This window comes from Bradyrhizobium sp. C9, from assembly GCF_002532045.1.
In the GTDB taxonomy this organism is placed as follows: Bacteria; Pseudomonadota; Alphaproteobacteria; order Rhizobiales; family Xanthobacteraceae; genus Bradyrhizobium.
The window spans coordinates 472878-484948 of sequence record NZ_NWTG01000003.1; the positions used below are offsets into that span (position 1 = coordinate 472878).

The 12071-nt window shown below is 64.3% G+C and carries 11 protein-coding genes; 5 read left to right on the forward strand and 6 right to left on the reverse strand.

All coding sequences use genetic code 11. From position 1 onward, the window contains the following. Positions 1–102 precede the first annotated feature (102 nt). Complete coding sequence (locus CO675_RS09880; RefSeq protein WP_097671712.1) at positions 103–1767, reverse strand: thiamine pyrophosphate-binding protein; 1665 nt, start codon at positions 1765–1767, stop codon at positions 103–105. Between the two features lie 328 nt (positions 1768–2095). On the opposite strand from CO675_RS09880, the gene CO675_RS09885 reads away from it, so the two are divergent. Continuing rightward, complete coding sequence (locus CO675_RS09885) at positions 2096–3580, forward strand: hypothetical protein (protein ID WP_097671713.1); 1485 nt, start codon at positions 2096–2098, stop codon at positions 3578–3580. A 45-nt stretch (positions 3581–3625) separates the two neighbouring features. Here CO675_RS09885 and CO675_RS09890 read toward each other — a convergent pair whose 3' ends face one another. Together CO675_RS09890 and CO675_RS09895 are read right to left on the reverse strand one after the other, a co-directional pair. Further along, positions 3626–4141, reverse strand: a complete 516-nt coding sequence (locus CO675_RS09890; protein ID WP_245452695.1) for a GFA family protein — start codon at positions 4139–4141, stop codon at positions 3626–3628. A 144-nt stretch (positions 4142–4285) separates the two neighbouring features. Next, complete coding sequence (locus CO675_RS09895; RefSeq protein ID WP_097671714.1) at positions 4286–5413, reverse strand: alkene reductase; 1128 nt, start codon at positions 5411–5413, stop codon at positions 4286–4288. 102 nt (positions 5414–5515) lie between these two features. Here CO675_RS09895 and CO675_RS09900 point away from each other — a divergent pair, with 102 nt between their 5' ends. Continuing rightward, positions 5516–5899: a winged helix-turn-helix domain-containing protein gene (locus tag CO675_RS09900; protein ID WP_097671715.1), complete on the forward strand. Its 384-nt coding sequence runs from the start codon at positions 5516–5518 to the stop codon at positions 5897–5899. 268 nt (positions 5900–6167) lie between these two features. Here CO675_RS09900 and CO675_RS09905 read toward each other — a convergent pair whose 3' ends face one another. Then, complete coding sequence (locus CO675_RS09905) at positions 6168–7664, reverse strand: aldehyde dehydrogenase family protein (RefSeq protein WP_097671716.1); 1497 nt, start codon at positions 7662–7664, stop codon at positions 6168–6170. A gap of 192 nt (positions 7665–7856) precedes the next feature. Here CO675_RS09905 and CO675_RS09910 point away from each other — a divergent pair, with 192 nt between their 5' ends. Beyond that, positions 7857–8708: an SDR family NAD(P)-dependent oxidoreductase gene (locus tag CO675_RS09910; protein WP_097671717.1), complete on the forward strand. Its 852-nt coding sequence runs from the start codon at positions 7857–7859 to the stop codon at positions 8706–8708. 204 nt (positions 8709–8912) lie between these two features. Here the strand turns inward: CO675_RS09910 and CO675_RS09915 are convergent, their stop codons facing one another. Then, the gene (locus CO675_RS09915; RefSeq protein ID WP_097671839.1) at positions 8913–9293 is read right to left on the reverse strand and encodes a hypothetical protein; all 381 of its coding nucleotides are present in this window, start codon (positions 9291–9293) and stop codon (positions 8913–8915) included. 177 nt (positions 9294–9470) lie between these two features. On the opposite strand from CO675_RS09915, the gene CO675_RS09920 reads away from it, so the two are divergent. Both CO675_RS09920 and CO675_RS09925 read left to right on the forward strand, forming a co-directional pair. Continuing rightward, positions 9471–10880, forward strand: a complete 1410-nt coding sequence (locus CO675_RS09920; RefSeq protein WP_097671718.1) for an aldehyde dehydrogenase family protein — start codon at positions 9471–9473, stop codon at positions 10878–10880. Between the two features lie 93 nt (positions 10881–10973). Then, the gene (locus CO675_RS09925) at positions 10974–11549 is read left to right on the forward strand and encodes a DUF2478 domain-containing protein (protein ID WP_097671719.1); all 576 of its coding nucleotides are present in this window, start codon (positions 10974–10976) and stop codon (positions 11547–11549) included. A gap of 291 nt (positions 11550–11840) precedes the next feature. Here CO675_RS09925 and CO675_RS09930 read toward each other — a convergent pair whose 3' ends face one another. After that, the gene (locus tag CO675_RS09930; protein WP_024581255.1) at positions 11841–12047 is read right to left on the reverse strand and encodes a hypothetical protein; all 207 of its coding nucleotides are present in this window, start codon (positions 12045–12047) and stop codon (positions 11841–11843) included. Positions 12048–12071 lie beyond the last annotated feature (24 nt).

The following is a 12071-nucleotide window of genomic DNA, read 5'->3' on the forward strand; positions in this document are numbered from 1 at the left end:
GCGAAGCGTAACCCACCATCTTCGTCCAGCAACCACCGGTGCGGATGAGAGACCGGCGGTGGGTTACGCCTTCGGTTAACCCACCCTACGGTTCTGAGTTCGTCAATTCACCGAATTGCTGACCATCACCTCGATCAGCTTCGCACCGGGGCGGCTGAATGCCGACTTCATCACACCCTTCAGTTCCTGCGGGTCGGTGACCTTGATCGCCTCGAGTCCGAGCGAGCGGGCGACGCCGGTGAAATCGACCGGTGGATCGATGAAATCCATGCCGACATAATTGTCGTCGCCGTGGAAGGCGAGCAGGCGCTGCTTGATGATGCGGTAGCCGCCATTGTTGACGATGACGAAGGTCAGCGGCAGCTTGTGATTGGCCGCGGTCCACAGCGACTGGATCGAATACATCGACGAGCCGTCGCCGGAATAGCACACCACCGGGCGCTGCGGATTGGCGAGACTGACGCCGACCGCGGCCGGCAGGCCCCAGCCGATGCCGCCGGAAGCGAGCGCGTGATAGCCGAAGCGGTCGCGATGCGGGCGTAAGCCGAGGATCTGCCGCGACGAGGTCAGGCCCTCGTCGACCAGGATCGCGTTATCCGGCATCGCCTCTACGACCTGCAGCGCCAACCAATCCGGATCGATCGGCGAGGTCTGGCTCGCCTTCGAGATCTGCTCGACCAGCGCCTTGCGCTTCGCCGCCCAGTTCTTCGTCGACAGCGCCGCGAGGCCCTGCTTCGCACGTGTCTCCAGCGCGCCGCCGCCGAGCTCCTTCAATGCCGGGACCAGCGCGCGCAGCGTTTCCTTCACGTCCGCCTTCACCGCGATCTCGGCGCCATAGTTCCTGGCGAGATCACTGTCGACCAGACCGACCTGCACGATCGAGAGCCCGTCGGGCAGCGGGTCGACCTCGCTATAGACCGACATCCGCAGCGGGTCGCCGCCGAGCGCGATCAACAGATCATACGGCGCCAGCACATCGCGCGCGACCTTCTGCAGCCGCGCGATCGCGCCCATGAAGCTCGGGCTCTCGGAGAGGAAATGCGAACCATAAGGCGTCGGCGATTGCCAGGCCGGGCAGCCCAGCGTCTCGGCCAGATCGGCGGCCTCGCGCAGCGCGTCGCTCTTGACGATCTCGTCGCCGACGACGATCACCGGGCGCTCGGCTTTCAGGATGCGCGCGGCCAGCGCCTTCAAGGAATCTTCCGACGGCCGGACCCGCGTGTCGATCCGGGTGGAGCGGCCGAGCTCGATGCCGGCCTCGGCGTTGAGAATGTCGCCGGGCAGCGAGATGAACACCGGTCCCATCGGCGGCGTGGTCGCGATCTTGGCGGCGCGGCGCACGATGCGCGGCAGGTCCTCGAGCCGCGTCACCTCGACCGCCCATTTCACCAAGGGCGTGGCCATCTGCACCAGCGGGCCATAGAGCACCGGCTCGGTCAGGCCGTGGCCCTGTTCCTGCTGGCCGGCGGTGAGGATCAAAGGCGTGCCGGTGAAGCTCGCATTGTAGAGCGAGCCCATCGCATTGCCGAGGCCGGGCGCGACATGGACGTTGCAGGCGACCAGCTTGCCGGAGGCGCGGCTGAAACCATCGGCCATCGCGACGACCAGGCTCTCCTGCATCGCCATCACATAGGTGAGGTCAGGATGATCCTTCAGCGCATGCATGATCGGCAATTCGGTGGTGCCGGGATTGCCGAACAGATGCGTGACGCCCTCGTCCTTCAACAGCGCCAGGAAAGCCGAGCGGCCGGTTATGCGATTCTTCATGTTCCCTCCAGGCCTGCCGGCGCGTTGGCCGACGGCGCCGGGGGAGATGACCAAACTTGCGCCGGGGGAGCAATCGAGCGGTCGGTCATGGCCGCATTCCCCCGGCGCGCGCCTGGCACTCCGGGCTCATCATTTCACTCCGCTGGCCGGTCCCTCGAAAGCCGGCGTTGGCAGACGTGAACCTCGACGGGAGCCATCGAATTGCGCGGCCGGCTTTAACGCTACTTTAGCCAGAGTGTCCTAAAGCGACGATGGTTTGCCTTCATCAAGCACACAGACAAGCATGCAGGGCCCGCAGGCGGCTCGTTTCGATCGCGGGGGTTCAGTCATGGACGCGCTGGCGGCCTGGAACGGAACCAGGCTCGATAGAGGACCGGGAACGATCGGGCTCGAGAAGCCGGGTCTCTATGTCTTCCTGATCGCAGCCACGTCTCTGTACTACCTGTCGAACGGGCCGCTCCTGCTCGGCCACCTTGATCTCGGATGGCACCTCGCCGCCGGAGACCTGATCAGGGAACGCGGCAACGTCCCCTTTCAGGATCCATGGTCATTCACCCTCGGCGACAGGCAATGGTACAATTTGTCCTGGCTTTGGGACGTGCTCGCCAGCGTGGTGTTTCAATACACGGGGTATATCGGACTCACGCTGTCAGTCGTTGCATGTGGCGCCGTCATCACCGGATATCTTGCATCGATCTGCCTGCGCAGCGGCGCCTCGACACTCGCGGTCGGCATTTCCGTTCTCGCCGCGTGCTTGCTTTACCCGGCGTTCGTGACCGCGCCGAATTCCTATCTCGCCGCTTCGCCGAACACCCCGACCATGCTGTTCTGCGTCGTTTTCTACGCAGAGTGCCTGAAGCGAACCAGATGGTTCCTGCTGCCGGTGATGATGGTCCTGTGGGCCAATCTGCATGGCGGCTTTGTGCTCGGGCTTTTCGTCATCGGCTTTTTTGGCGCCATGTCCGTGCTCAGGCGGGACTGGGCCGGCGTGAGGATCTACAGTTTCGCAGCAGCCGGCTGTCTTGTCGCAATCCTGATCAATCCGCTCGGCTGGCACATCTACGACGGCGTCACCACCACGCTGGGCCATTTTGCGCAGGCGAACATCACCGAGTGGTGGTCTTATTCGGCGAACTTCAGCGTGCCCGGAAGCATTCCCGGCATCGTCTACATCGCGATATTCGCCGCGTTCGAGCTGCGCCATCCGGCTGCCTCGCCCGCTCCTCTGGAGTCGCGGCTGCTGTCCTGGCTGTTCCTGCTGCTGGGATTCTATCAGTACCGGTACATGTCGTTCTTCTTCATGTTCGCAACGGTGCCGCTGGCGCTCCACATCGACCGGGTGCTGCCCAAGCAGCTGAACGACCTCAAGGTCCAGAGCTCGCTCCTGGTTGTCGGCATCGTCGGAATGTGCGCGCTGCCGCTGACCTTGATGTACGTCAAGCCGGCGCTCGCGATGCCGCAGCTGCTCTCGGAACGGGATGCGCGCTATCTTCAAAGCCATTTTCCGCATGCACGGCTGCTGAACCACTGGAACGTCGGCGGGCTCCTGATCTTCTACACGCGGGGCGCGGTGCCGGTGTTCGTCGACGGCCGGTCGGCCACCGCCTATCCCGATGAGCTGCTGCGCGACTATTTCAGCCTGATCAAATGGGAGATCGACGAGGCCGCCTGGGACGCCGTGCTCGCCAAGTACAAGATCGATACGGTGCTCTGGGTGAAGGCGCACGAACCGCTGAAGCGGTTCCTCGTGGACAAGAGAGGGTGGACCGAGGAATACGTAGGGTCGGAAGAGGTCATCTACGCAAAGCACTGACGCAGCCAGAGCATCGGTCCTGATTCAATCAGCACCGAAAATGAGCTAGAACATGCCCTCGCGCTCGCTGCGCTTCTTCTTTTTCGAACGCTGCCAGACCACGCCGGGATAGCCCTTCAGCGGCACCAGCGGCTCGCCGGTGTAGGCCCACTCCTGCAATTCCTCGATCGCGATGTGATAGAGCGGCTGCCGGCCGGTGCGCCCCGAAAACAGCGCGCGCGGAATGTTCACCATGTGCGGCGACCGCGCGCGCTCGTAGATGATGGGCGTGCCGCAATTGGCGCAGAAGCTGCGCGCGGTCTTGCTTTTCGTGTCCTCATAGCGCGAGAGCTCGCTTTCGCCCTGCGTGATGCGGAAACGCTTCTTCCAGCTGCCGACATAGGTCGCATAGACCGCGCCATGGGCGCGGCGGCTCGCGGCGGTGTGATCGTGCCAGGCCCAGCGCGCCGGCACGTCGATCTCGAACCGCACCTTGCCGCACAGGCACTGGCCGGCCGCGGGCTTCGCCAGCGCCACCGGTTTTGATTTCTTTGTCGGCTCGAATTCGTCGTCCGGAAACATCGGGGTCTCCCGGTTTTGCTGGCCGAGCTATCGTAGCCCGGATGCAGCGCAGCGAAATCCGGGAACGGTTGATCCGCCGATACAGAGCCCCCGGATTGCGCTCCGCTGCATCCGGGCTACGAGACTATCCGAGCGACGAGGCCCTCAGGCCTGCGCCATCTCGTCATGCACGGGATAATCCGTGTAGCCCTTCTCCTCGCCGGCATAGAAGGTCGCGCGGTTGTACTTGGTCAGCGGATAGCCGCGCTGCAGGCGGCGCGGCAGGTCCGGATTGGAGATGAAGTAGCGGCCGAATGCGATCGCATCGGCATGACCTTCCGCGACCGCGCTCTGCGCGCTGTCGCCGACGAAATTTCCGGCTGATATCAGCACGCCGCTCCACATCGGGCGGTACAGCACCATCGCCGACGGCACGTTCTGCCAGTCGACCTCGGCGCGGCCGGTGCCCGAGGCGCGCGGCTCGATGAAATGCAGATAGGCGAGCCCGAACTTGTCCAGCGCCTTGATGGCGTGGCTGTAGAGCGGCATCGGGTCGGCCTCGCCGCTGCCGTTGGCAATGCCGTAGGGCGAGAGCCGCACGCCGACGCGGTTGGCGCCCCACACCTCGGTCACCGCCTGCGCCACTTCCAGCAGGAAGCGGACGCGGTTCTCGATCGAGCCGCCATACTGATCGGTGCGCAAATTGCTGCGCGATTGCAGGAACTGCTCGATCAGATAGCCATTGGCGCCGTGGATCTCGACACCGTCGAAGCCGGCGGCAAGCGCGTTCTTCGCCCCTTGCCGGTAGGCCTCGACCATCAGCGCGACCTCACCGGTCGTAAGCGCACGCGGCGTCTCGTAGTCGACCACCTTGCCGTCCGCCGTCATGCACTTGAACTCGGAGGGGATCGCGACCGCCGACGGCGCCACCGGCAGCGCGTCATCCGGCTGGAACGAGGAATGCGAGACACGGCCGACGTGCCAGAGCTGCAGGAAGATCAGCCCGCCCTTGGCGTGCACGGCATCCACCACCTCGCGCCAGCCCGCGATCTGGGCCTCGTTGTAGATGCCGGGGACGCCGGGATTGCCGAAGCCGGTGGCGACCACCGGCGAGGCTTCCGCGATCAGCAGGCCGCCTTGTGTGGCGCGCTGCGCGTAATATTCCGCGTTCATCGGCCGCGGCGCGAGGCTCGGCCGCGCCGCCCGCATGCGCGTCAGTGGCGCCATCACGACACGGTGCTTCAGCTCATAGGGACCGACCTTGAGCGGCGAAAACAGCGACGGAGAACTCATGCCTACCCCGATTATTCTTTGTGATGTCCCGTTATGTCACGGGTTCATCTTGTTCGCAAAAGCAGGTAGTGGCAATCTAGCGAACAGACAAGCAGGCTTGCCATGTCGAAAACGAGCGCCACATCGCTCCCCTCGTTGAGCGTCCGCATCGATCTCGATGCCGAAGACCGCATCGGACCGGGCAAGATCCTGCTGCTCGAGCAGATCAGGGAATGCGGCTCGATCTCCGCCGCCGGCCGCGCCATGGACATGAGCTACAAGCGCGCCTGGGACCTCGTCGACGAGATCAACCGCATCTGCCGGCAGGCGGCGGTGGAACGGCAGACCGGCGGCAAGAACGGCGGCGGCGCGGTGCTGACCCCGTTCGGTCTCTCCTTGGTGGCACGCTACCGCAAGATCGAGCGCGATGCGGCGACCGCCGTGCGCAAGGACCTCGAGGCCCTGCGCAGCGACATCGGCAAGCCGAAGAAGGCCGCGGGGCGGTAAAGGCAAGAGCCGGCGGCCGTTACAGGGGCGCTTACGAAAATATCGAAAACAACCCCATGCAAAGTAGCCGGCGGCGGCCTGCGAGGCGACTTGACACGTCGGGCAACTCAGCGATATATTTCTAATATTCAGAAATAGCGCAGGCGTTGTGTGGGAGGCTTCCCTCCGCTAGCGCGCCGAACGTTGAGACCTGTACCCCCTCACCCGCCGCGCAAGGGCGCGGCGACCTCTCCCCGCAGGCGGGGAGAGGTGAGGAGCAAGTCGGATCCTAGCCGGTCTTGATCCAGACCGCCTTGACGTTGAGGTATTCCTCGACGTGCTGCTTGCCGGACTCGCGGCCGTAGCCGCTCATCTTGTAGCCGCCGAACGGCACCGCCGGATCCATCGCCTGGTAGCAATTGACCCAGACCGAGCCGGCGCGCAGCGCCTTGGCGACCTGGTGCGCCTTGCTGACATTGGTGGTCCAGACACCCGAGCCGAGGCCGAAGGTGGTGGCATTGGCGCGCTTGATCAGCTCGTCCGGATCCTTGAACGAGATCGCCGAGATCACCGGGCCGAAGATCTCCTCCTGGGCGATGCGCATGTTGTCCTGCACATTGGCGAACACGGTCGGCTGCACGAAATAGCCCTTCGACAGCGCGCCCTCGGTGAGGCGGCCGCCGCCGACCACGGCCTTGGCGCCTTCCTTCGCGCCGATATCGAGATAGCCCGAGACGCGATCGAGCTGATCCTTCGACACCAGCGGCCCAATCTGGGTGTTGGGATCGAGGCCGTTGCCGACCTGCAGCTTCTTGCCGAACTCGGCGACGCGGCCGACGAATTCGTCATAGACCTTCTGCTCGACGAACAGCCGGGTGCCGGCACTGCAGATCTGGCCGGAATTGGCGAACACCGCCATCGCAGCGCCCGGCACGGCAGCATCGAGGTCGGCGTCGGCGAACACGATGTCCGGCGACTTGCCGCCGAGTTCGAGCGAGACGCGCTTGAGGTTGCCGGCCGAGGCACGGATGATTGATTGTCCCGTGACGTGCGAGCCGGTGAAGGCGACCTTGTCGACATCGGGGTGCGAGGCAAGCGCGGCACCCGCGATCTCGCCGTAGCCCGGCACGACGTTGACGACTCCGGGCGGAATGCCGGCCTCCATGCAGAGCTCGCCGATGCGCAGCGAGGTCAGCGGCGATTCCTCGGCCGGCTTCAGCACCACGGTGCAGCCGGTCGCGATCGCGGGACCGATCTTCCAGATCGAGGCGGTCAGCGGACCGTTCCAGGGGATGATGGCGCCGACCACGCCGATCGGCTCCTTCAGCGTGTAGGAGAAAATCTCGCCGGGCAGCGAATTCTCGATGGTCTCGCCATGGATCGCGGTGGCCTGACCGGCGTAGTAGCGCAGCATGCCGAGCGCCCGCAGTCTGTTGCCGCGGGTGCGGCTGATCGGTGCGCCCATGTCGAGCGTATCGAGCTGGGACAGTTCCTCGAAATTGGCTTCAACCAACTCGGCGAGCTTGAGCAGCATGTTCTGCCGCTCGAACGGCTTGACCTTGCTCCACGGCCCTTCGAAGGCGCGACGCGCCGCCGCAACCGCACGGTTGATGTCCTCGGCATCGCCTTCGGCGACGGAGGCGAGCAATTCGCCGGTGGCGGGGTTGTGGGTTTCGAATTTCTTGCCGGAGGCGGCGTCGACCCATTTGCCGTCGATCAGCATCTGCTTGTAGGAGCCGTCGGCATAAGGATGGCGCGTGATCGGAATAGCCTGCGAAACAGCCATGTTTGCACTCCCTGTAAATGTCGGCTGAGGTGTTTTGGAAGCGTTATATCGGCGATTCTACAGCGCGGGCGCGAAACCGTAAAGCGAAGCAAGCGTTGTCGAGGGTGGCGCGCATGAAAACCTCCCATGCACCAGCGTGCATGCCGGGTGCGATATACTGATTTTCCAACTCAGCCACAAATGAGAGCGACGATGCCCCACCCCGTGATGTCACCCAATCATGTTGCCGTGATCACCGGAGGCGCATCCGGCATCGGGCTTGCCGCCGCGACGCGATTTGCCCAAGCCGGCATGAAGGTCTGCATCGCCGATCTCGGCGATGACAGGCTGAAGGCGGCTGCGACAAAACTGTCATCTGCCGCACCTGGTGGCGCCGCCGACATCATGACGGCTGCGGTCGATGTCAGCCGCGCCGATGAGGTCGCAGGCCTCGAGGCCGCCGTCGCGAAGGAGTTCGGCGGCACCGACATCCTGATGAACAATGCCGGCATCCAGCCCGGCAGCGCGATGTTCGGGCCCGCGGACAATTGGCGGCGCATCCTGGGCGTCAATCTGTGGGGCGTCATCAACGGCACGCAGGCGTTCGCGCCCAACATGATCAAGCGCGGCCGGCCCGGGCTGATCATCAACACCGGCTCCAAACAGGGCATCACCACGCCGCCGGGCGATCCCGCCTACAATGTCTCCAAGGCCGGCGTGAAGGCGTTCACCGAGGCGCTGCAGCACGAGCTGCGCAACACCGACGGCTGCAAGATTTCGGCGTATCTCTTGATTCCGGGCTTTGTCTTCACCGGGCTGACCGCGCGCGGCCGCATCGAGAAGCCGGCCGGCGCCTGGACAGCGGAGCAGACCGTCGACTTCATGATCGAACACCTTTCTGCAGGCGATTTCTACATCCTCTGCCCCGACAACGACGTGCCGCGCGCGCTCGACGAACGCCGCATCCTGTGGGCCGCCGGCGATATCGTCGAGAACCGCCCGCCGCTGTCGCGCTGGCATCCGGATTTCGGCGACGCGTTCGCGGCGTTCGTGAAGGGGAAGTGAGGTCTCTCCTCGTCATTGCGAGAAGCGAAGCGACGGAGCAATCCATGGCACCGCATATGTGGAGGGATGGATTGCTTCGCTTCGCTCGCAATGACGTGGAAACGACACAGATCGTAGGATGGGTAGAGCGAAGCGAAACCCATCAACTCGATATCCGCGGCCCGAATGATGGGTTTCGCTTCGCTCTACCCATCCTACAGACTCTCAATTCGCCCGCACCTGCACTGGCGTCTCCGGCTGCGACACCAGCGCCTCGCCGAGCTCGTTCTGCTGGGCGCGCGGGATCGAGAAGCAGACGCTGAAGCCGTCCGACGTCTTCAGCGTCATCATGCCATGGGCCGGATCGGTCGACTGCTCGAGCACCCATGAAGCCAGCGGATAGGCGTAGCGCAGGCTCTGGTCGCCGAAACGGGTCTGCAACGCCTTGCTGATCAGCCCGGGCAGCGTCATCACCAGTGCGCCGACCTGGTTGATCGACAGGCGGATGGTTGCGGGCTCACCCTTGCCGTCGACGAATCCGAGCGAAATGGCGCAGCCGTCAGGTGCGACTTCGCAGGTGGTGAGCTCCTGGGTTTCGATCTGCATACCGGCACTCCGGATCATTTCTTCGTTATATTTGTAAAGATATATCGCTCGGGTAACCGGCGTCCAGCCGTTATTGCAGACCTCGCTTTGGCCGTGGCCCGCCCGCCGCAACCGTGATATATGATAGGATATAGCGAGGTCCGCGAAGGACCCGTTTGACCAGGGAGAGCAAAGCCTATGAGTGATTACAAGCTTCTCATCGACGGCAAGATGGTACCCGGCGACCAGACCATGCCGGTGCTCAATCCGGCGACCGAAGAGGTGGTGGCGCAATGCCCCCGCGCCTCCAAGGAGCAGCTCGACAAGGCCGTCGCCGCGGCGAAGGCCGCCTACCCGGCATGGGCCGCCACGCCGATGGAAGAGCGCCGCAAGCTCATCATCAAGATGGCCGAGGCGATCGAGGCCAACGCCAACGAGCTCGCGCACATCCTGACCAGCGAACAGGGCAAGCCGCTCGCGGACGCCACCGGCGAAGTGATGGGCATGGCCGGCTTCTTCCGCTATCTCGGCTCGCTCGATCTGCCGATGCGCGTGGTCGAGAATTCCGGCGACCGCAAGGTCGAGGCCTATCGCCGCCCGCTCGGCGTGGTCGGCGCGATCATCCCCTGGAACTATCCGCTGCTGATCCTGGCGTTCAAGCTGCCGTCGGCGCTGCTCGCCGGCAACACCCTGGTGGTGAAGCCTGCACCCACCACGCCGCTGGCCTCGCTGCGCTTTGCCGAACTGGTCAAGGACATCCTGCCGAAGGGCGTGCTCAACTTCATCGCCGACGCCAACGATCTCGGCGACCACATGACCAAGCACCCTGACATCCGCAAGATCTCCTTCACCGGCTCGACCGCAACCGGCCAGAAGGTGATGGCGAGCGCATCGCAGACATTGAAGCGGATCACGCTCGAGCTCGGCGGCAACGACGCCGGCATCGTGCTCGACGACGTCGATCCGAAGAAGGTGGCGCCCGGCATCTTCGAGGGCGCATTCCAGAACTCCGGCCAGGTCTGCCTCGCCATCAAGCGGCTCTATGTGCATGAGTCGGTCTATGACGAGATCTGCAACGAGCTGGTCGCGATTGCGAAGAACACCGTGGTCGATGACGGCTCCAAGCAGGGCACCAAGCTCGGCCCGCTGCAGAACAAGATGCAGTACGAGAAGGTGAAGGCGTTCCTCGACGACGCCCGCAAGAACGGCAATGTGATCGCCGGCGGCGCCGCGATGGACCGTCCCGGCTATTTCATCGAGCCCACCATCGTGCGCGACATCAAGGAAGGCTCCAAGCTGGTCGACGAGGAGCAGTTCGGCCCGGTGCTGCCGGTGATCAAATATTCCGACAAGGATGACGTGATCCGCCGCGCCAACGCCACCACCTACGGCCTCGGCGCGTCGGTCTGGTCGTCGGACATCAAGCGGGCGCATGAGGTCGCGACCCAGATCGAGGCCGGCACGGTGTGGATCAACAAGCACCTCGACATGGCCCCGAACATTCCGTTCGGCGGCGCCAAGCAGTCGGGCATCGGCACCGAATTCGCCGAGGAAGGCCTCGCCGAATTCACCCAGCTGCAGATCATCAACGGCCCGCCGGCCGCCTGATCGGAAAACATGCGGCCGCGACGCCTTGGTACCCCTTGGCGCCCCCTTTGGCGTCGCGGCCGCCGCTCTCCTCCACAACGAACAGAGCCCAACATGTTCGATGCCCAATGCGACCTTGCCGCCCTGGTCTATGACGATCACGACGATCCCGACGCCATCCTGCGCGACTTCCCCGGCGACCTGAAGGCGCACGGCGCGCGTGTGGTCGGCATGGTGCAATCAGGCCAATGCGCGGATTCCAGCCTGTCGGCGGTGCTGGTCCACAGCGGCGAGACGCTGCTGCTGGCGCAGCCGCCGGCTCCGAGCACTGCAAGTTCTGGTGCGACCGGCTGCAAGCTCGACCTGTCGCGGTTGCAGGCCGCCGGCATCCGCGTCGCCGATGCGCTCGCCGAAGGCGCCGACCTCGTCATCGTCAACCGCTTCGGCAAGCGGGAACGCGACGGCAAGGGTCTTGGCTTCGTGATCGAGCGCGCGCTCGACGCCGACATTCCCGTCGTGATCGCGGTCTCCCGCCAAGGCTTTGCCGACTGGATCAAATTCGCCGGCGGCATGAGCGTGAAGCTCGCCTGCGACCGCCAGGCGCTGGATGCCTGGTGGCGTAACGTCTCGCTGCGGACCGCGGCCCGAATCGCGCCGAATCACACCACGGTCTGCGAGGCGTTCAAGTAGAGGTGCTTTGTGGGGTGGGTACTCTCGGCCATCCCACCTACGGACCATCACTGTCATCCCCGCAAAGGCTTCACCCTTCGCGGGGATGACGGGGTGCGAATTGTAGCGAGCGGCCTTCCCACGCCGTCGTCCTGGCGAAAGCCAGGACCCATAACCACCGAATTCGATTGAGAGTGCGATAGTCGCCGCAGCGTCGCACAACAACAAGCGATTGGGGTAAATGGGTCGGCTTTCGCCAGGACGACGCCGAATACATTCGCATTCTCTCAGGATGACGGAAGCGAGGCCCGCTTACAGCGTTTCCTGCTTGTGGTCACAGTTCTTGCAGGTGAACTTGACGCGGGACTGGCCCTTTTCCGCCTGCACCCGGTTCGGCGCGCCGCATTTGCCGCAGACCGCCTCGATCCGGGTCGTGCCCTGCTTGATGACCAGGTTCCGCTTTTCCATGGTCTCGCGGATCAGGCGTTCCGCCTCTTCGCGCAACGATTGCTTCGACATTAACCCCACCGGTCATTGGTTTGC